The sequence below is a fragment of the Staphylococcus marylandisciuri genome (genome assembly GCF_025519785.1).
GTDB classification, from domain to species: Bacteria; Bacillota; Bacilli; order Staphylococcales; family Staphylococcaceae; genus Staphylococcus; species Staphylococcus marylandisciuri.
In genome coordinates this window covers 83,741-104,427 of sequence record NZ_JAOPKZ010000008.1, presented here as the reverse complement: position 1 = coordinate 104,427, position 20,687 = coordinate 83,741, and the positions used below count along the sequence as shown (strand labels likewise).

Here is a 20,687-nt window from a genome sequence, read left to right as displayed (position 1 = left end):
TTGTTCGGTTCAACATATGAGACAGACTAACTTACACCTAATTGCTGTAAAGCTTCTTCATATTGATTATCTGAAATATAATTTTGTTGTTTCATTTTTTCTAGATTAACTTTAACTCTATTCTTGAAATTATCACTCATATCATTAATGTTATATACACTAGGAGCATTTATCTTAGAAGCAAGAATAGCACTTTGTAATACCGTTATCTTAGGCAAATTAGCATTATTAACATCGGTTGTAGTGCCGAAGTAATGATTAGCAGCACTTTCAATCGTATACTTGTCGTCGCCAAAATAGATATTATTGATATAAAAACTTAAAATCTCATCTTTACTATACGTTTTCTCCACTCTATGAGCTACGCACAGTTCTTTAACTTTACGAGTGAAGGAACGTTCGTTATCGTAATAGTAATTTTTAACTACTTGTTGGGTTATAGTGCTGCCACCTTGAACGTTATGATCACCGAGTGTGGAGAATAATGCCCTCGACATACCCTTGATATCAAAGCCATGATGAGAATAGAAACGTTCATCTTCCATAGCAATAAAAGCACCCTTCGTATACTCAGGCATGTCTTTAGCAGCAACGTAGGTATGCTTGTCTTCAATAGATTTCAAATCATCCACATTAGCTGATAAAGATAAGTAATACATCAAACCTACAAATAGGCAGCAAATTAGAGTTAAAGTTAAGAGAACTGTTAGTATTAAGCCCTTCCCTTTTTTCTTTCTTTTCGGCTTCCCAATAGGTTGATAGTAAGTATTATATTCTGGTGTCTCTTGCTTAGATTTAGCTGTGTGATTTGGTTTTAGTCTGTCGCTTCTTTTCATGCGCTAGCTCCCTTTTTATTTCTCTTACTATTATATGTGAGTTTAGCAACACTTTAAATCTTTATCTACTATTTATTCAAAAAATCAGTCCTAGGGTGTAGTTAAAAGATTATACCCTAGCAGTTCTGCATTAAGTTTAATGCAGTAGAAGTTAAAAAGTTCGTCAACAAACTTCAATATAAGTTCTCTTAGATTTAGAACGTAATGATGATTTAGTGCCGTTACTGAAGTAACAATTCATTTTAGTTTAATGTTTAAAATTAAAAAAACTTAGCAAGAAAGCTTGGGAGCGGGACAGAAATCTAATTTGAATAAAAAGATTTCTGTCCCGCTCCCTCATAAAGAGATGTAGATAAACGCAGTAGCTATCTAAAATTAACTATGGTGCTAAACTACTTATAAAACTCTAGTCAGCGTGATAGAAACGTTACACTGATATCAATTAAATGAGTGTAACGCTCAACACCTCCCATTTTATCAGTTGCAAAAAAAAGCCAGCACCTGTTCTGCTTGTCATAGCGAAACAACGAAACGACAATAAATAAATCGTCATTCCACTAAACACAAGTTAAACATATCCTCTGTAGAACGAGAGTACCCAGTGCTGGCTTAAATTCTATAACTTAATATTTAAAAATTTAAGGAAAAGCATATATCATTTTAAAAGTTAATATACGTAACTTTAACGGTTAAAATTAATCGTTTAACTGATCAACAATCGCTTTATTGAAGTCATCTAAATCGTCAGGTGTACGACTCGTCACAATATTATTATCTACTACAACAGATTCGTCAACAACTTGCGCACCTGCATTAGATAAATCTTTACGTACGTTTAATACTGCAGTAAGTGTACGACCTTCTAAATCATCAGTATCAATTAATATTTGAGGGCCATGACAGATAGCGAATGCTGGTACATCATTCGTTGTAAAGTATTTAGCAAATGCACCAAAACGTTGTTCAGAGTCACCTCTTAAGTGGTCAGGTGAGAATCCACCAGGTATCAACAATGCGTCATATTTCTCTGCTTTAGCTTCACTAATGCCGCGGTCGACAGTTACTTTAGTACCGTGTTTACCAACTATTTCACTCGCCGCTTCGAATCCAATTACTTCTGTTTCGTGACCAGCTTCTTCAATAGCTTCTTTCGGGCTAGTTAATTCAACATCTTCAAATTCATCTGTTGCAATAATTGCTACTTTTTTAGCCATTACGACATCACCTTTCTCTTAATTATATATAACTATCATAACCGTTTGAAAGAAAGATTAAACGTCTAAGTTTACACAGATACCAGAACATTTTCTTGTTATTTACTAACAGATTTAACCTTTTCCTCTAATTGATCTAACAGACCAATCCATTCGTCAATATCCTCAACATTGACACTATCAGGATCAACACGGTCGATGTCCGCTAGAAATTTCTCTAATCTTGCTTTAATCTGCTCAATAGTTTGATTGTCGTCCATTCTACATTAACTCCTTTATATAGATGTATTCATTTTATCATAACATGTCATTTTTTGAAGTAGTTGTCATAGCTCTATCTTCTACCTCTATCTCACTGAAGTTTTAAATGTGGAATCTGAACTAAAATTTTACTCGCTTCACTATTTAATAACAAACTGTTATGCTATCTAAGGTCCTTAAAGTTTACATATACTACTTTAAATCGTTAAGTTAGCTTTAAATTATAGATAAAGATTTAAGTTATAATGCATCAAGGGACTTAAACAAGAAAATTTCGTCTCTAGTATTATAAAAGAGAGATTACATGAGAAAGAAGGTTTAACATGACGTTATTTGCCGTCAATCAAAAGCAACCCGTATCGATAGATTTTGACCCTTGGGAAGCGTACAACGATATTGAACAACATGGTGCGCTCACATTGAGTAATATAGAGTTCACTACAACTAACTTGTGTAATATGCGCTGTAGTCACTGTGCAGTAGGATATACGCTGCAAACCAAAGACCCTGAATCGCTACCCATGGATTTAATTTATCGTCGGTTGGATGAAGTACCTAATCTCACGACCATGTCTATCACTGGTGGCGAGCCTATGTTTTCTAAGAAATCAATAAAGAACATCGTTAAACCATTGTTAAAATATGCTTATGATCGTGGTATATACGTTCAAATGAATTCGAACCTCACTTTACCACTGGATCGATACCTTGACATTGCTGAATATATAGATGTCATGCATATCTCGCACAATTGGGGCACAATTCAAGAGTTTACCGATGTTGGCTTTGGCGCTATGAAAAAGCAACCACCTCTGAAAGCCAAGCTGAAACTATATCAACAAATGTTAGAGAATGCTGCCACATTATCACACCAAGGCATGTTTATCTCCGCGGAGACGATGCTTAATCAAAGTACGACACCCTACTTAAGTAAAATTCATAACGAGATAGTCCATGATATGAAATGCAGCCGTCATGAAATCCATCCTATGTATCCAGTTGACTTTGCTAGTAAGTTAAACGTCCTCTCTTTAAATGAAATGAAAGACGCTATTCGCTATTTACTTGAAATACGTGATCCTGAAACTTGGATGTTGTTTGGTACGCTACCTTTCTATCCATGTATTGATGATGCCAGCGATCAGGAACTACTACAACAACTTAGAAATGCTAAAAACGTTACAATGAGAAATGATCCAGACGGCCGTAACCGCTTAAACGTAAATGTCTTTACTGGCGATGTGATCGTCACTGACTTTGGTGATGATAATGGCACGCTTTCAAATATTCAAAAAGACAAGTTAACTCAAGTATTTGACCACTGGTTAGCCTCCGCTTCTGCTCAATCATTGAATTGCCATTGTCCCCTATTTAAATGTTTAGGACCTAATATTCTAGTGAAAGATACGTACTATCCTCAGACTGATTTCAAATACAACGAACGCTTGATGCATCACAAATACAACATGTAACTTCATACATTGACTAAAGAGCGAGTATCCTATTAAGTGACACGTTTAGGATAACTCGCTCTTTAAAAAAATTATTCGACGTTTAAAGTCTTAGACAGAAATTCAATTGTTTCTTTACTCTCTTTACGTCTTTCCTTTCTTCTCTTCACCCTTGCAACTGCAGTTTCATGAAACCATTTTTCTATTTCAGTTTCAGGTACTACATCCGGTATTTCAGTAGGCTTACCATCTTCTCCTAGGGCGACAAATGTTAAGAAACTAAGTGCTGCTAAATGACGTTCTCCTTTTAGAATATCTTCCATAATAATTTGTATACATACTTCCATAGAAGAAGAACCCGCATAGGAGACCATAGCCTCATACGTCAGAATATCACCCGTCTTAATGGGTTTAAGAAAGTCTACTGAGTCTGTAGAAGCAGTAACCACAATAGCATTGCTATGGCGCATCGCAGTAATTGCTGCTATTTCATCAATGTTCGCCATCAAAGTACCACCAAATAAAGTTTGCATGTGATTTGTATCTTGTGGGTATACTTGTCTATTTTTAACACTTTTACTTTCAGCCATCGTTTTAACTTTTCTATTTTCCATATAATATTCCCTTCTATAAGGCTGGGACATAATCTAATGTCTCAGCCTTTTTCAGCATTCTGGCAGTAGATGACTGATTTGAAAACGCGCTTGTATCAAGCTTTTTTCAATTCTAGTCATCCTTGCCGGGGCGGGACTACGAAATCTTTATATTCAAATTAGATTTCTGTCCCGCTCCGAGTATCTATGAAATTATATAAATTTTAAAGGCTTCTTCTATTTTAAATAGATTCTACGCCCAGTTACCTTTTTTAAAGATAGGAAGCTCTTCACCCTCTTGAGTTATGCCCGTTATAGTTAAATCAGAACTACCGATCATAAAGTCAACATGCACTAATGAATCGTTCAGACCGCTTTCTACTTTCTCTTGATTGGTCATCTCAGTTCCACCTTCGATATTAAATCCATAAGCAGACCCTAAGGCAATGTGACATGATGCATTCTCATCAAATAGAGTGTTGTAAAACACAGTATTGCGGTTCGATATAGGTGAATCATCGGGCACTAACGCAACTTCACCTAGACGTTTAGCTCCCTCGTCAGTTTCAAGCAAATCTTTAAGTACTGCTTCCCCTTGTTGCGCTTTATAATCGATTACTTCACCATCTTTGAAAGTTAAGGTGAAGCCATCTATAATATTGCCATTATAGCTTAATGGTAATTTATTAGTAACGTAACCATCTACTTTCAGGCGGTGAGGAGCAGTGAACACCTCTTCTGTAGGGATGTTGGCCACGAAAGCTTGGCCTTTAGAAGTATAACTTGTAGCGTCAACCCAAATATGATTGTCAGGTAAACCGATAGTTAAATCAGTACCTTCAGATTGATAGTGAAGTGCTGTTAAATTCTGTTTCTGTAACTTTTCAGCATGGTAACGTAAATTCTGAGTATGCTCTTGCCAATTACTAATTGGGTCGTTACCGTCTACTCTAACAATTTCTAACACTTCATCTATAAATTTCGCGTAGGCTTCTTCCAATCCTAACTCAGGATAAACACGTTGCGCCCACGCTTTAGATGGATAAGCGGCGACACACCACGGAAATTCATTCTTCTGTGTGGCTTCCATATAACCTTTATAGGCTTTTCCATATTCGCGTTGGTAATTAGCTAATTTATCATTATCTATACCATTTAATAAATCAGGATCTTGAGTAATAAGCGCTAAATTAGCAGCATTGCGCTTTAAATAATCCATACGTGCGTCCACGTCATATTGTTTAATAGCATTTTCTTTAAAATAGTCAACTGATTCATTTTCAAAGCGAAGACGAGAGAGCGTGTCATCGCTATAATTAACTCTTACGTCAGATGCACCTCTGCTATAAGCAGCAGCTACAATTTCATGAGTAAGCTCTAAAGCGTCAACACTAGAACGGATAAAAACAGGTTGCCCTTCTTGAACGTTCATTCCTACTTCTACTAATAATTTGGCATATTGCTTTAGCTTATCGTTTAATTTAGACATGGAACATCATCCCCTCTTTAACTCTAATCTCTAAGTTGGCCTAATGAGTCTGCAATTGCAGCAGTTTCACTAGGAGTAAATGAATCTTTCATCGAAACATAATTATAAATATCTTTAATTTCTTCTTGATCGGCATTTTCAAATTTATCAGGATCTATTAAACTTTGATTTACCACATTTAATTTTTGTCTAATTTCTTCAATCATTTCTTTATTTGTTGACATTATCTTTTTCACCTCTTTATCCCAACATTCTATCAAATATTTTAACGTTATTAAACTTCAAATAAATTCTACTTTAGAAAAAGCATAAAAACATATAAAATGATTTTATGACTAACTTTCAGGAGGTATAACATGATTACAGTAGCGTTCGTTTGTCTAGGAAATATTTGTCGGTCACCTATGGCTGAAGCAATCATGCGTCAGCGTCTTAAAGACCGAGGTATCAGTGATATTAAGGTCGAATCTAGAGGCACGGGCAAATGGAATTTAGGTGAAACCCCACATGAAGGCACACAGCAAATACTTAACGAACACAATATTCCGTATGAAGGTATAATTAGTGAATTATTCACTAAAGATGATGACTTTGATTACATCATTGCTATGGATCAAAGTAACGTGAATAATATTCAACAAATTAATCCCCATCTATCAGGTCAATTGTTTAAACTCTTAGAATTTAGTAAGATGGAAGAGACAGATGTACCAGACCCTTTCTATCACAATAACTTTGAAGAGGTTTATAACATGGTACAATCATCATGCGATAACTTAATAGATTTCATCGTGAAAGATGCGAATCTTGGAGAGGAGTAATGCAGTATGAAAAATAAATTAGTACCAGGTATTTTAGTTGGTGCTGTAGTTGGCGGTTTAGCTACACTCGCAGACAAATCTACACGCCAATCAGTACAACAATCATTTAAAGATCTAAAAGAAGGTAAACGTTCATCTCAACCTTCAGTCTTTACTACTATCAAAGACGAAGTGCTTTACTGGAAAGACACGCTTGAAGAAATAAGACGTAAGAATCCAGACTTGGAAAAACAACTTAAAAATGCCAAAGATACTTTAATTGATCGCAAAAATAATCGACTTAACTAATATGCAAAAAAGTCTAATCTAAAGTTCTTGGCCAAATCACAGCCATCCGTAAAGCGGGTGGCTGTGATTTTAGTCGAACATGTTATTTACCAAACTCTCCCCCTAAGTTTATAAATGGTACTGACTAAACTCTTTTAAATGATACCGTCGCGTTAAACTATCATACTACTACTCGATGTTGCTGAATTAATAAGGGTGTCAAAGACTTTATAAGTAACCACTCTACTGTTTGCGAATGACCTATCACCTTCTACTCGCGTCAATGACTAGCTAGGCAGCGAATGAGTAACCTTACTAGCTCTATTAAGGAACATCAATTTAAAGCTTTTAGATCCATTCATTGAATATAAACGTTTATTTTAAATCATCGTAAATTTAATGGTATATACATAATTTATGTTTTAATTCAGTTCATTTAGGTAATTCATATTACTACATTATCGAACAAGATTGGGCAGGACAAAAGTGGTAAGAATTTGAGCAGAACCGAATGATGGGCTAAACTGTGTTTCTAATTGTGTCGAATTATGAGTGTTTATATCGAAAATCTTGCTTGTGGGGCGTCGTTCATCGGTTTTTCCCAGAGGATAGAAACTTTATGTATCAACCTTGTGCTAATATAAACAAAATTACTATTTACCCACAATGCTTTTTAAAGTATATTTATAAAGAATGGGAGGAGGAAGTATATGCACAAAGATAACCCACCAAGACATCAAAAAGTCGATCAAGATCGTACATATATACAACCACAAGAATTTAAATCTAAAGAGGCTAAGAAAGATAATCAGGAGCTATTCGTTTCACGCATAAACAAACCTGCAAAGTATACTAAAGATTCGAATTTCCTTTCTTACCTTATTTACCGCATCGGTAAAGACGATGCATCGGGGATGGCAGCACAACTTTCCTATTATTTCATGCTGTCACTCTTCCCAATGCTCATCTTCTTATTATCAATCGTACCATTAGTCGGTGTTGAACCTTCAACTATTAAAGATATGATTACTGAGCATGTTCCACCTGGCTATTCAAAAGAGGCTTCGGCCATTATCAATGATATAATGAGCAACGCTAGCGGTGGCGTACTCTCAATTGGTTTGATCTTAGCGTTATGGTCAGCTTCTAATGGGATGACTCAGATTATGAATGCTTTCAATGTCGCTTACGATGTGGAAGATAACCGTAACTTTATAGTTAGTAAGTTACTTAGTGTACTGTTCACTCTAGCAATGGTTATCGTTATGCCAATAGCCATCATCTTACCAACCTTTGGACAACAAATAAGTGATCTATTATTTGGCCCATTAGGCCTAGGTAACCAAGTCAAATGGGTATTTAATTTAATACGTATTATTCTACCTATTTTAATCGTCCTTGTGTCTTTCATTATTCTGTACACTTTAGCACCAAATGTTAAGATCAAGCTCTTATCTGTTATTCCAGGGGCTATATTCTCTACCATCGTTTTCTTGGTCGGAAGTTGGTTGTTTGGTTTTTACATCTCAAATTTTGCTAACTATTCAAAAACATATGGTAGTTTAGCAAGTATCATTATTTTAATGCTCTTCTTATACATCGTTGGCTTTATTATAATTATTGGTGCCGAGATTAACGCTATATTCCATCAACGTAAAATTGTAAACGATAAAACACCCGAAGAAAAATCTGTATCTGAAATTGAAAATGGAGAAGGTGCATGTGATCAAGACACTGATAGTGCCTCTAATAGCAACGTTAATGGTGAATCGACATCTTCTCAAACTGTGAAAGCTAATAAATCGCCTAATGACAAAGGTCATGCTCACAATCAACAAGATATTGACTCACAAGCTCCTTCACAGCACGAAAATACGCGAGCAACATCTAAAGATGAAACAAATAAAAACTTAACTAAGAACAACTCAAACGATGAAGATCAACTAGACATAAGCTATGAAGATAGCCCTAATAATAAATAAAGCGTTTATAAAACATTCATTAAAAAAATAAGATATAATAACTGTTAACATAGGTTGGGACATGTAACGCCATCAAACACCGCAAGCTGTATTGTGCTAATAAGTTTGATTGGTATAATCAAGTCTCAACCTATTTTATAAATATTATTCACGATGGAGGTACATGATGTCCTTACTAAATAGTATTCTCGAGTATAACCAATCATTTGTTTCTAATAAAGAATATAAACAATATCAAACGAGTAAAAATCCTAATAAAAAAGCTGTATTATTTACTTGTATGGACACGCGTTTACAAGATTTGGGGACGAAGGCATTAGGATTTAATAATGGTGATTTAAAGGTAGTAAAGAACGCAGGTGCTATTATTACACATCCATATGGTTCCACGATGCGTAGTTTACTAGTAGCTATTTATGCACTAGGCGCAGAAGAAATTATAATTATGGGCCATAAGGATTGCGGTATGGGTTCTATTGATGTAGAGGAAGTTAAAAAAACGATGAAGCAAAGAGGTATTAAAGACGAAACTTTCGAAACGCTGAGTCATTCAGGTATAAATGTTAATCATTTCCTAGAAGGCTTTTCTAACGTGATTGAACGCGTGGAGCATAATATAGATATCGTTTATAACCATCCCCTGTTTGATAAGACCGTTCCAGTACACGGTCTTGTTATCGACCCAGCTACCGGTGAGTTAGAACTAGTACGTGATGGATATAAACTGCAGCAATAAACTCTATCATCGATTGACATAAACTGAGAAATGATAGTTTGCTCAATAAAGTTACCGAAGTTTTTAGCCAGCACTTCTTCGTTATATTGATCTAAAAGCATTCTTTACAAAAAATCAAAATTCTATCTCACTCCCACTGTTTGAGCTTTTAGCTTCCAACAAAGTGCTGGTAGCTATTTATAGGGAGCGGGACAGAAATCTAATTTGAATAAAAAGATTTCTGTCCCGCTCCCCTCTAAGTTTAATTGCATGCCAGCTATTTACAGTCTAATTAACTAGTTATGATAATTCAATTATATACTAAACCACAGATAGAAAAACTGCCCATAAAGCATATCACTTCATCGACAGTCCTATTGATCAAATAACAAAATGTCACTTATCATTGTTGACAACTCATCATCTATGCTTAAATGTATATTATTATCATCCATGACATTATTGGATGAGTTTATGTTGGAATGCATAAATTACAGCTTGTGTTCTATCTTGTACTTCTAATTTACTTAAGATATTACTTACATGTGTTTTCACTGTTTTGATTGTAATATGAGAGGCACTGGCAATTTCCTGGTTGGAATATCCTTTAGCGATTAGAAGCAATATCTCCATCTCTCTTTCAGTGAGCATTTCGTACAGCTCAGCTCGCTGTTTCATACGATTACGCATTTTAACTAGCACTTCCGCTTCAAACACTGATTCCCCGTTATAGGTCTTCCGAATAGCTTCAGCGATATCTTTAGCACTAGTCGTCTTTAAAATATAACTATCTACCCCGGCATCTAATGCTCTATAAACTTCGTTATCTTCAATATAACTCGTTAGCATGAGCACCTTGATGTGAGGTAAATCTTTCTTGATATGAGTCGTAGCTTCAACCCCATCCATATCGTCCATGACTAAATCCATTAATATGAGATCGGGCTGTAACTCATGTGCTTTATCTATAGCCTCTTTACCTGATCCACCTTCACCTACAACTTCGATATCTGATTGAGTGGATAAGTAACTAGAAATTCCAATACGAACCATCTCGTGATCATCCACAAATAATACTTTAACCATTATCTTGTTCCTCCTTATTCAGTGGGGCTTTAACTTCTATTCGTGTACCAGAGTCGGGTAATGAGACGATATGAAAGTTTGCTCCTATTTCTAAAGCGCGTTCTCTCATGTTTTTTAATCCATAGCTTTGTTCAACTTTTTCATCTACGTTAAAGCCTTTACCATCGTCTTGGATGCGAAGTAACAGGTAATCCGTTCTATTGAATAACTCAATAGTCACTTTAGAACCATCTGAGTGACGCAAGGTGTTCGAAATAGCTTCTTGAGTAATTCTAAACAAATGATCTTCAATCCCTTTAGGAACTTCAAAATCTTCAATTTCATGGACAACTTTCATCGGTACTTTTTTCTGTAAATCGATCACTAAATCTTTGATACCTTGCCCTAGAGATTTATCTTTTAAGCCTATCGGTCTCAGATGTAATAATAGCGCTCGCATTTCTAATTGCGAATCTTGAATCATCTTTTCCAACGTCGGAATTTGTTGATCGAGTGGCGACTCTAATTTAGATTCCTTAATAGCTGACAGCATCATGCTCGCAGCGAATAGCTGTTGACTGACTGAGTCATGTAACTCTCTGGCGAGTCTTTGTCGTTCATCCTCAATGATCTTCTTAACTTTTTTATCATTAATATTATAAGATTCATTAGTTAAGTTTTGCGTTTTCATACGCAGTTTATGTACTTCTTGATTTAAGGGAACTAAAGTTTGGTACAACGCAATTGTTTCATTATACAATTCAATATTTTGATCATTTATGCCAACCATTTGCCCCTCGATTGAACGTTCAATTTGATCTTTCAGCCAATGGTTCTGTTGATTAATCTTATACGCTAACACAGAACCTACTACGATGCACAGTAAAATGATTAAAATATTAAGAAATAAGATAACAGGGATGCCGAATATTTGAGTGTAAAACATGCCTTGAAAGTAAATTATATTTACAAATATTTTATCTATAAATAAAAAAGCAATCAGCATGCTATAAACTAAAATTAGCATGGAGCCTATAGCTCTTATGTAGTGATTCACTTATAAATCACCTCGATGTCACCTATAAATGTGGATACATATAAGTTCACCGTATAATTACCACTCTTAGTTTTTTCTAACACTTTAATATTAGTATTTTCAACTTTATAACTTTTTTCATTAATATAAGCATTACCAAAGAATGCAGTATAATGTAAGTGAATATTGTAGTTTAACGGAACGATAACTTGCACTTTACCTATCAAGTGACGTACTACAATGACGTTATTTTCCTTGATATTTGCAGCTTTCGTCATATCTATATCAATTTCACCCATACCGTGTTGTATTTGAAGGTCTTCCCATTTATAGACATAGTGCGGGGTTTTTTGTTGACCGAACCATTTCTGTTTTATCAGTTCTGGGCTTTCTACTTTCTCTTCTGTAGCTTCGATCTTTAAAGGTCTAAATTTATAGATTAAATAACGAATAATCATAACTATTAAGAAGAGAAAAAGAATGATGATGGTGTACTTATTTGAGAGTAAAGTAAACGCTACTAAGAGCACACCTATCCAAAACGCAAGCAACCCTCTAACTTTATGAAAATACAAATAACCTACGTAGACCAAAATACATCCTAATAATAAAACAAGTAAAAAACCTATTTTTTCGAAAAAAATGTAGTAAAAGTTGGCTACGATCATCAACGCAGTGAAAATGATAAGTAACTCCGTTGATATATATTTATGCGTCATATTTAGCCACCTTTCATAACTTATTCCGACACTTTTGCGAGCTCATCATCATTTGTACTTAATACATTTTTATCATTAATATCTTTAATCGCAAATATATTAAACAGCTACACGTAAACAATCGATCATATCAAACTGTGCTTGAGTATTAACTTTCTTCTGCGCTTGCGCTGAAAGATACGATTCAATATTAGCGTATTCAGATTCAATTAAATTTAACGTATTTGTAATGACATCTATCTCTGAACCTTTAATTTCACATGCCGAAATATGGTTTTGATTATCTATCATATCGATATATTTATTCTCTAATGTTACTGTGAGACTGTCAATTAGCTCTTGAACATATTTTCTTTTAACCAGCAAATAATGAATATATCGCTCTATACTATGCAGTTGATTATCAAGTTGTTGCCAATAATCCTCAATACTATTCATAAATATGCGATAACACATTTTTTCCATATAAATCATTAACATTCTCATAGAATCACCTCAGTGGAGAAATGATAACTGTAACTTATACAGCACTTCCTCCAGATTAGATTCTATTATAAAAAATAACCGAAGCCCTTAGAAATAGGCTCCGGAATGATTTATCTTTAAGACTTTAGACTTAATCCTCTTTATCTTCAATCTTCGTTGTTAATACCGGCCCTTCTTTGGTGACAATGACTGTATGCTCTATTTGGGCTACCATACTTTTGTCTGTCGTTTCAAAAGCCCATTCATTCTTGCCTTCTACCACATGACTTGCATTCGTGGAAATAAATGGTTCTACTGCAAGGACCATACCTTCTTTAAGCAGTGTTTTTTCTTTAGGATCATAATAGTTCAATATGTGACTAGGTGCTTCATGTAAAGAACGCCCCACACCATGTCCAGTAAGCGTCTTAATCACTTTCAAATCGTGTTTACGAGCAGTAGCATGCACAGCTTTACCGATTTGACTCAATTTACTGCCTGGTTTAATCTTTGTCATAGCCATTTCAAAGGCTTCTAGTGCTACATCACATACCTTTTGCTTTAATGGATTATCACTCTCACCTACTACAAATGAAATCCCGGTATCAGCGTAGAACCCATTTTTTAAAGCTGAAACATCTATATTAACTAAATCACCCTCGCGAATTCTACGCTTACTTGGTATACCGTGTGCAACCTCTTCATTGACACTAATACACGTTTGACCAGGGAACCCTTCATCATGGATAGGAGCAGAAGTAGCACCATGCTCTTCAAACAAATCTTTAGCTATTTGATCAAGCTCACGTGTTGTTATACCAGGTTTGGTGGCTTCTTGCATTTTGTCTCTAACAAGTGCACATATGTATCCAATTTCTTTTAAACCTTGTAATTCTTCTTCTGTTTTCACTATCATTTTACTAATCCCGTTCCTTTTTCTATTTTATCTTCTATCTTATTATAGCAAACTTTTTTTGATATAATAAATAAGAGTTATTTTGTTACAGTGATTATTTGGTGCACCCTAGACTAATGACATAATTGAGGTAGGAGTTATTTTATGCAAGAAAAATGGTATAAAAATATTATTGGTGCTAGAACGATTAAGACTGGTCTAGCCACTTTCTTAACCGCTTTGATCTGTCTTTCACTACATATGAATCCTATATTTGCTATACTGACAGCAATTGTAACGATTGAACCCACTGCTAAGGCCTCCTTGAAAAAAGGGTATCGTAGATTACCAGCTACAATAATTGGAGTGGTATTTGCAGTAGTATTTACTTACTTATTTGGTGATGACTCTCCATTCTCTTATGCACTGACAGCATTATTTACAATCATGGCTTGCACTAAATTTAATTTACAAGTAGGTACAACTGTCGCAACTCTTACTGCTTTAGCTATGATTCCAGGTATACATGATGAATTTATATACAATTTCTTCTCACGATTGCTCACCGCAATTATAGGTTTAGTGACAGCTGGACTGGTAAACTTTGTAATTTTACCACCTAAATATTACGACCAACTTGATACATTAATTAATAACACGGAGTCAGACATGTATGCACTATACAGTGACCGCGTTCAGCAACTATTAATTGGAAAGTTTAAATCTGAACGCTCTGAACGTGCGCTTGATAAATTGATAGCTCTAAATAATCGTGTAGATACGTTATTAAATTATCAAAAAGATGAATTACGCTACCACAAACATCGAGATCAGGAATGGATACAAGTCAGTCGTATCACTTCGCGGACTCATACGAATCGCTTGTTTATCACTCACTTATCAAACATTATTTTTTTACCTAAAAACGTCAATGTCGTGTTTAATAGCGAAGAACGTTTAGCAATTCTAAAGATATCCCACAGTATTAACCAAATCTTCGCTACTGGACATTTTGAAAGAGAGAAATCTTCGGCTTCAGTATTAAAACGGTCTGTAAAGGGATTAGATGAATTCGATGAGAACCAAATTAAAAGTCATATCATTTATGAGATTTTACTTATCTACCGTATCTTAGATAACCGCTATGCCAAATAATTAGTCGCTGATGATTACCGTAAATTATTAAATTTTAAGTGAACATTTCTACTATAAGAGGTTGAACCAAATCTTTTCTGGGCTCTGGGCAACCGATTAACAGCCTCCTAGAAGCATGACTGTCGACATAAACCCTCACGACCTGACAAAATTCGCAACGCAATTTAGCGCATCGTTCGGTTAAACTCAAATTCTAAACGCTTTTGTCCCGACCTCTACTGACATTTTTTATGCTTGAAACGTGATACTGAAATCATTCTTTATAAAAGAAATGGGAATTCATTATTGCCATTGAACTTTCATTACTTTTTGTAATATCCTTATGAGTTTGGGTTATAAATCCCTAAAAAAACGAGCCTGGGACATAAAGCCCAGATGAAAATAGGGAGCGGGACAGAAATCTATTTTGAACAAAAAAGATTTCTGTCCCGCTCCCTTTCTCTCAAGTCAAAGACCATTACGTCCCATCCTCTTTATGTCAAGGTCCAGCCCTCAGGAGTCTAAATACTCTGTATTAGCATGTAATTCTACATTAAACTATTTTTTTAAAAATAAGGCCATTTGGTAAAATTTAATTAAGTCTATAAGACTAAATTAACGAGGTGCCTTATTTTTTGATAAATTATCTATTTAGAAGAGCGCGAGTACTAACCTATGCTTGTTCGTATAAATCATGATTTTTTAACTCGGTCAATAATCACTCTTTTAGCTGCTTCTTCGGCACTATTATCAATAACTTTCGGTTCAAACGGAATACCTTTGCGCTCACATGCCCTTTCTAACAGATAGTCCGTTATTTCGTGGTTTTTAGGAAGAATAGGTCCGTGAAGATAAGTTCCTAATAAATTCTTATAATGAATACCTTCTTTTTTATCATGATCATTATTACCATATCCATGAGTAACGTCGCCTAAAGTACCGAAAGAATGATGTGTACGCCCCCCATGATTTTCAAAACCTACTATGGTACCAAATGTTTCACTTTCAATTATTATGTCTCCGGTAAGACGTTCCTTTTTAGAAGTTGTATAAAAATCTAATATGCCTAATCCTTCTAATTCAGTGCCATCCGGCGTTATATATTGCTTACCTAAGAATTGATAACCTCCACATACTGTTAATCCAGGCATTCCTGATTCTATCGCTTCTTTAAGAGGTTCTTTGATCTTACTCAGCTCCACAGTAGCAAGGGATTGTTCCCTGTCACTTCCCCCACCTATAAAGAAGATATCGCACAGAGTAAAATCAACATCATCACATTTATTTATATCGACTACTTTGACAGTAATATTGCGCTTCTTTGCACGTTGTTTTAAAGCAATAATATTACCTATATCGCTATAAAGATTTAATTTATCTGGCATAAAATGAAATATAGTTAATTCGTTCATGACTTTTGAGCCTCCTCGAACGAGCGATTTAACTGCTCAAGCATAGGTGCAAGCGATGTATAGTTAGGTACAGCAACAGTATAACTTGGGTATGTCATAGACTTAGCAGTCGCTTTGTAAATATCTTTCTCCACAATAATAGGTACCGTTACTTCAGCTAATTTCAAGCGTAACTGGAGTTCTTCCGCGCGTGTACCAGTCACAATGATAACTTCAATATCTTGTTCAACTAACTTTTCAAAATCAGCATCATATATCCACGATGTGTCACGCCCATCGGCTGCGTTATCATTTAAGCTGATGACGTAGACCTTTTTATGATTTAATTCTTCTCCTACTGACAGACTTGCATTCATGCCTGCTGGATTCTTTGCTAAATTAATCATCGCTTCCTTGTGCCCAGCTTTAAAATATTGCATGCGACCGTTATTAGAGGTATACGTTTCAAAACCTTTTTGAATTGCTTGATGATTAAGCCCTAGCTCGCGTAATACAGAGTATGCTGCCAATGCATTATAGGCATTAAAGTCTCCAGCTATTTTCATATCTAAATTAACATCGTCAATTTGAATATTTAAAAATGGGGTAGTATTGAACGTAGAGATTTCATATTTCGGTTGTTCACGCTTGAAACCACATTCACAGTAATAGTGGCCAATTTGATTGTAATGCACATAATCATACTTTAGTAAACGTCCGCAATTAGGACAGTACTTACTTTCATTCATCGTGCTTTGCTCGAATTCATGAGCATGCGCTTTAACGCCGTAATATACTCTGTCATCGCTTGCTATTTTCAAACGACTAACGAAAGGATCATCTGCGTTAAGTAATAACTTGATACCCTTGTTACTGATAGACTGGGCTATATTATCAACCATAATATCTATTTCTCCGAAACGGTCCATTTGATCACGGAAGAAATTAGTAAACACCATCATCGTTGGAGTTACTTCGTTTAACACGCGGGGGATAGATCCCTCATCAATTTCGATAACTGCAATCTTAGTTTGAGGTGATTGTTGAAGTATAAATGCAGATGTAATCCCTGCAGCCATATTCGCGCCTTCATTGTTATGTATGATATCAATATTATTGGCCTTAAGCGTATGACCAATCAAATTTGAAGTCGTAGTCTTTCCGTTCGTACCACTTATAAATACTACTTCGTCTACATTAGTCGCTAATCGTCTTAATATATTTTTATCAACTCTGCGAGCAACTTGACCAGGGAGATCTGTGCCTCGTTTGCCAGCCATCTTACTCGCTAAACGAGCAAGCTTCGCTAAGTGGATAGCCGTCCATTGTCTCATATTCTTCCTCCTCTATTACCATTAAAATATTATAACATGAGCCCCTTTCAATCCAAACCATTCTCAATTAAAATGAAGTAATTTTTACCCAGATTATAATTATTATAATTTGCAATTGAGAATAGACATGTTATACTACACTTATCAACTACATGGAGGGGTATAAAAAATGTTAAATAAAGATCTTCTAAATGCATTAAATGAACAAATGAACCACGAATACTATGCCGCTCACGCATATATGGCAATGGCAGCATACTGTGATAAAGAATCCTACGAAGGTTTCGCTAACTTCTACATACAACAAGCGAAAGAAGAAAGATATCATGGTAAGAAAATCTATGATTACATCAATGATCGTGGAGAAAAAGCAGAGTTTAGCGCTTTATCTGCACCTACATCTGAGTTCACTAGTATCTTGGAAACTTTTGAAGATGGATTAGCTCAAGAACGAGATGTAACACGTCGTTTCTACAATCTATCTGACTTAGCAAACGAAGCTAAAGATTATGCTACAATCTCATTCCTCAACTGGTTCCTTGATGAACAAGTAGAGGAAGAGGCAATGTTCGAAACTCATATCGACTATCTTAAACGTATTGGTGACGATTGTAATACACTTTACCTATACGAAAAAGAACTTGCTGCTCGCTCTTTTGATGAAGAATAATCATTCTAATTAACCGATTCATTGAGATTAAATAAGCCTCAAAATGATTACCGTTGTCATGATCATTTTGAGGCTCTTATTCTTTATCATTTGAAGTCAACTTATCAGTATAAGCACCCTATCAACGGGAGCGGGACAGAAATCTAATTTGAATAAAAAGATTTCGTAGTCCCACCCCAACTCGCATTGCTGATGGAAACTGATGTACCAGTTTCTCTTTGTTGGGGCCCCCTGCTCAAATCCTAAACGCTTTTGTCCCAACTTCATCAATTAGAGTACTCATTTCGCATCTTTACTATGGTATAATTAGAACTCGTATTCACAATCTACTTTAGGGGGATAAGATATTGTCTAACGAGAACACTTTTATTGCTTTAGATTTTGAAACTGCTAACGGCAAACGTACGAGTATATGTTCAGTTGGCATGGTAAAAGTAGTCAATCATGAAATAGTGGAGACATTTTATACTTTAGTGAACCCCCAGGATTACTTTTCCCAAAAGAATATAGAAGTACATGGCATTCAACAGAGCGATGTGCTGCATGCACCTACATTTCAAACAGTATATCCTTATATGTTGAACTTTATTAATGATCTACCAATAGTTGCACATAATGCTGCTTTTGATACGTCCGTTTTACATGAAAGCATCAAAGCAATCGGAAGACCAACGCCGAAGATCACATATTTCTGCTCATGTATATTAGCTCGACGAACAGTCAATAACTATCGGTATGGACTTAAACATATGATGGCTTATTATGACTTAGACTTCCGTGGCCATCACGATGCTCTTAATGATGCTAAAGCTTGTGCTATGATAACTTACCGCTTGCTCAAGCATTATGATAATTTAGATCACATACTTGATGTTTACGGTAAACTATTAACAGACAAAGATGTTTAGTTCACAAAAAGAACTGATTTAAGTAAGAGTTAAATAAAATCATAAATACTCATGTTCTCGTAAGTAGATCGCTCTAAATTTCCTACCGTGACCCCTACTAATCTAATGGGCACTTCTGGATCTTTTAAATCGGTATAGAGACTATAAGCTATGTTATAAATATCTGTTTCATTTCGTATGGGATCTCTTAAACTCTTCTGCTTTGAAAATGTTTCAAATTTAAAAGTCTTAATTTTTACTGTTACCGTCTTTCCTGATTTTTGAATTCTAGCTAAACGCTCAGCCGTTTTATCACTTAACTCATGTATTTTATGAAGGATTTCTTCATCACTATTAACATCTGTAGCAAATGTACGCTCGGTACCTACTGATTTTCTAACCCGCGTTGATTTTACAGGACTATCATCGATACCTCTCGCTTTATTGTATAGACCATGGCCTCTCTTACCAAATAAATGAATGAGCTCTCTTTCACTTTTATTATACAAATCCTGTCCAGTATAAATGCCATTATCATTCATTTTTTTCTTAGTAGCACTCCCCACACCTCTGAACTCTCCTATATCTAAGTTCATTAAGATATCATGGGCGTTGTGGTAATTAATAACAGTTAAATTATTAGGTTTATTCATGCCACTAGCGAGTTTAGCTAAAAATTTATTATAAGAGACGCCAGCGGAAGCAGTCAGCTGTGTCGTTTGAAAGATCTCTTCTCTTATATATTGGGCTATTCTAGAAGCAGGTAAATCGGGCCTTACGAGATGAGTTATATCTAAATAAGCTTCATCTAGGGAAAGTGGTTCCACAATTTCAGTATAACCCCTAAATATGTTCATAATCTTTTCTGAAGCTTCTTTATATTTATCAAAGTGAGGTGTGATGTAATAACCATCAGGACAGAGTTTATGCGCTTGCGCCATTGGCATAGCCGAATGTACGCCGTATTTACGCGCTTCATATGAAGCTGTTGACACCACCCCTCGACCACTTGCTTTACCTCCTACAATCACAGGTTTCCCTTTAAGTTTAGGTTGGTCTCTCATTTCGACTTGGGCATAAAAATAATCCATGTCTATGTGAATAATTCGCCGCTCTGACATCAATCATCCCCCCTTCACTGCTCAGTGTTATTGACATACAAAATTCCGATTGATGAGAAATAAAGCTTTAGTAAACTTATTTACCAAATCACCTCTCATTAATCGGAATAGATACAAATAGACTCTCTATATAAAACACTAACTATAGATTGTAAACAGTTTAACCGTAAATATACCAGAGGTCGGGACTACGAAATCTTTTTGTTCAAATTAGATTTCTGTCCCGCTCCCGAATCGTGAGAAGTTTCTGTCGACAATCCTGCTTTTGGGACGCCGTTAATCGGTTTCCCAGTGCACAAAAACTTTATGTCTCAACCTCAGAAGCTATATTCTGAATGCGT

The 20,687-nt window shown here is 35.4% G+C and carries 22 protein-coding genes; 8 read left to right on the top strand and 14 right to left on the bottom strand.

The genetic code is table 11. The features are described 5' to 3' along the window. Positions 1-26: 26 nt before the first annotated feature. The 3 genes from sgtB to N9R04_RS06065 all read right to left on the bottom strand — a co-directional run bounded on the left by sgtB (position 27) and on the right by N9R04_RS06065 (position 2,310). The gene (gene sgtB, locus N9R04_RS06075; protein ID WP_262855770.1) at positions 27-836 is read right to left on the bottom strand and encodes a monofunctional peptidoglycan glycosyltransferase SgtB; all 810 of its coding nucleotides are present in this window, start codon (positions 834-836) and stop codon (positions 27-29) included. Positions 837-1,531: 695 nt separating this feature from the next. Next, entirely contained in the window at positions 1,532-2,050 is a 519-nt protein-coding gene (locus N9R04_RS06070; protein ID WP_262855769.1) for a type 1 glutamine amidotransferase domain-containing protein, read from the bottom strand. A gap of 98 nt (positions 2,051-2,148) precedes the next feature. Beyond that, complete coding sequence (locus N9R04_RS06065) at positions 2,149-2,310, bottom strand: SE1561 family protein (protein ID WP_262855768.1); 162 nt, start codon at positions 2,308-2,310, stop codon at positions 2,149-2,151. A 324-nt stretch (positions 2,311-2,634) separates the two neighbouring features. Here N9R04_RS06065 and yfkAB point away from each other — a divergent pair, with 324 nt between their 5' ends. Next, positions 2,635-3,783, top strand: coding sequence for a radical SAM/CxCxxxxC motif protein YfkAB (gene yfkAB, locus N9R04_RS06060; protein WP_262855767.1), 1,149 nt, complete (start codon positions 2,635-2,637; stop codon positions 3,781-3,783). 71 nt (positions 3,784-3,854) lie between these two features. Here the strand turns inward: yfkAB and N9R04_RS06055 are convergent, their stop codons facing one another. From N9R04_RS06055 to N9R04_RS06045, 3 genes are all read right to left on the bottom strand, one after another. Beyond that, positions 3,855-4,376, bottom strand: a complete 522-nt coding sequence (locus N9R04_RS06055; RefSeq protein ID WP_262855766.1) for an acyl-CoA thioesterase — start codon at positions 4,374-4,376, stop codon at positions 3,855-3,857. Positions 4,377-4,608: 232 nt separating this feature from the next. Then, a complete protein-coding gene (locus N9R04_RS06050) occupies positions 4,609-5,844 on the bottom strand; it encodes an aminopeptidase (protein WP_262855764.1) in 1,236 nt (411 codons plus the stop codon). 23 nt (positions 5,845-5,867) lie between these two features. Next, entirely contained in the window at positions 5,868-6,068 is a 201-nt protein-coding gene (locus tag N9R04_RS06045; RefSeq protein ID WP_306439828.1) for a DUF1128 family protein, read from the bottom strand. Between the two features lie 132 nt (positions 6,069-6,200). Here N9R04_RS06045 and N9R04_RS06040 point away from each other — a divergent pair, with 132 nt between their 5' ends. The 4 genes from N9R04_RS06040 to N9R04_RS06025 all read left to right on the top strand — a co-directional run bounded on the left by N9R04_RS06040 (position 6,201) and on the right by N9R04_RS06025 (position 9,650). Continuing rightward, the gene (locus N9R04_RS06040; RefSeq protein ID WP_262855763.1) at positions 6,201-6,665 is read left to right on the top strand and encodes a low molecular weight protein-tyrosine-phosphatase; all 465 of its coding nucleotides are present in this window, start codon (positions 6,201-6,203) and stop codon (positions 6,663-6,665) included. 6 nt (positions 6,666-6,671) lie between these two features. Continuing rightward, positions 6,672-6,953 carry a YtxH domain-containing protein gene (locus tag N9R04_RS06035; protein WP_262855762.1) on the top strand — a complete coding sequence of 94 codons (282 nt, stop codon included), beginning with the start codon at positions 6,672-6,674 and terminating at the stop codon, positions 6,951-6,953. Positions 6,954-7,642: 689 nt separating this feature from the next. After that, complete coding sequence (locus N9R04_RS06030) at positions 7,643-8,914, top strand: YihY/virulence factor BrkB family protein (protein ID WP_262855760.1); 1,272 nt, start codon at positions 7,643-7,645, stop codon at positions 8,912-8,914. A 166-nt stretch (positions 8,915-9,080) separates the two neighbouring features. After that, a complete protein-coding gene (locus tag N9R04_RS06025) occupies positions 9,081-9,650 on the top strand; it encodes a beta-class carbonic anhydrase (RefSeq protein ID WP_262855759.1) in 570 nt (189 codons plus the stop codon). Positions 9,651-10,088: 438 nt separating this feature from the next. Here N9R04_RS06025 and vraR read toward each other — a convergent pair whose 3' ends face one another. From vraR to map, 5 genes are all read right to left on the bottom strand, one after another. Next, complete coding sequence (vraR, locus tag N9R04_RS06020) at positions 10,089-10,718, bottom strand: response regulator transcription factor VraR (RefSeq protein ID WP_262855789.1); 630 nt, start codon at positions 10,716-10,718, stop codon at positions 10,089-10,091. Beyond that, entirely contained in the window at positions 10,708-11,751 is a 1,044-nt protein-coding gene (gene vraS, locus N9R04_RS06015; RefSeq protein ID WP_262855758.1) for a sensor histidine kinase VraS, read from the bottom strand. Before vraS ends, vraR begins: the two co-directional genes overlap by 11 nt. Continuing rightward, positions 11,748-12,449, bottom strand: coding sequence for a cell wall-active antibiotics response protein VraT (vraT, locus tag N9R04_RS06010; protein ID WP_262855757.1), 702 nt, complete (start codon positions 12,447-12,449; stop codon positions 11,748-11,750). The genes vraS and vraT overlap by 4 nt, the downstream gene beginning before the upstream one ends. A gap of 99 nt (positions 12,450-12,548) precedes the next feature. Then, entirely contained in the window at positions 12,549-12,929 is a 381-nt protein-coding gene (locus tag N9R04_RS06005; RefSeq protein WP_262855756.1) for a hypothetical protein, read from the bottom strand. A gap of 136 nt (positions 12,930-13,065) precedes the next feature. Further along, on the bottom strand, positions 13,066-13,830 hold the full coding sequence (gene map, locus N9R04_RS06000; RefSeq protein WP_262855755.1) for a type I methionyl aminopeptidase: 765 nt from the start codon (positions 13,828-13,830) through the stop codon (positions 13,066-13,068). Positions 13,831-13,974: 144 nt separating this feature from the next. Here map and N9R04_RS05995 point away from each other — a divergent pair, with 144 nt between their 5' ends. Further along, positions 13,975-14,964: an FUSC family protein gene (locus N9R04_RS05995; RefSeq protein ID WP_262855754.1), complete on the top strand. Its 990-nt coding sequence runs from the start codon at positions 13,975-13,977 to the stop codon at positions 14,962-14,964. Between the two features lie 671 nt (positions 14,965-15,635). On the opposite strand, the gene gatD is transcribed toward N9R04_RS05995, so the two are convergent. Beyond that, positions 15,636-16,355, bottom strand: coding sequence for a lipid II isoglutaminyl synthase subunit GatD (gene gatD, locus N9R04_RS05990; RefSeq protein ID WP_262855753.1), 720 nt, complete (start codon positions 16,353-16,355; stop codon positions 15,636-15,638). After that, positions 16,352-17,668 carry a lipid II isoglutaminyl synthase subunit MurT gene (gene murT, locus N9R04_RS05985; RefSeq protein ID WP_262855752.1) on the bottom strand — a complete coding sequence of 439 codons (1,317 nt, stop codon included), beginning with the start codon at positions 17,666-17,668 and terminating at the stop codon, positions 16,352-16,354. The genes gatD and murT overlap by 4 nt, the downstream gene beginning before the upstream one ends. 169 nt (positions 17,669-17,837) lie before the next feature. Between murT and N9R04_RS05980 the strand changes: the two genes are divergently transcribed. Both N9R04_RS05980 and N9R04_RS05975 read left to right on the top strand, forming a co-directional pair. Continuing rightward, positions 17,838-18,338, top strand: a complete 501-nt coding sequence (locus N9R04_RS05980) for a ferritin (protein ID WP_262855751.1) — start codon at positions 17,838-17,840, stop codon at positions 18,336-18,338. 347 nt (positions 18,339-18,685) lie between these two features. Beyond that, the gene (locus tag N9R04_RS05975) at positions 18,686-19,246 is read left to right on the top strand and encodes a 3'-5' exonuclease (protein ID WP_262855750.1); all 561 of its coding nucleotides are present in this window, start codon (positions 18,686-18,688) and stop codon (positions 19,244-19,246) included. A gap of 29 nt (positions 19,247-19,275) precedes the next feature. Here the strand turns inward: N9R04_RS05975 and dinB are convergent, their stop codons facing one another. After that, positions 19,276-20,346, bottom strand: a complete 1,071-nt coding sequence (gene dinB, locus N9R04_RS05970; protein ID WP_262855749.1) for a DNA polymerase IV — start codon at positions 20,344-20,346, stop codon at positions 19,276-19,278. Between the last annotated feature and the right edge of the window lie 341 nt (positions 20,347-20,687).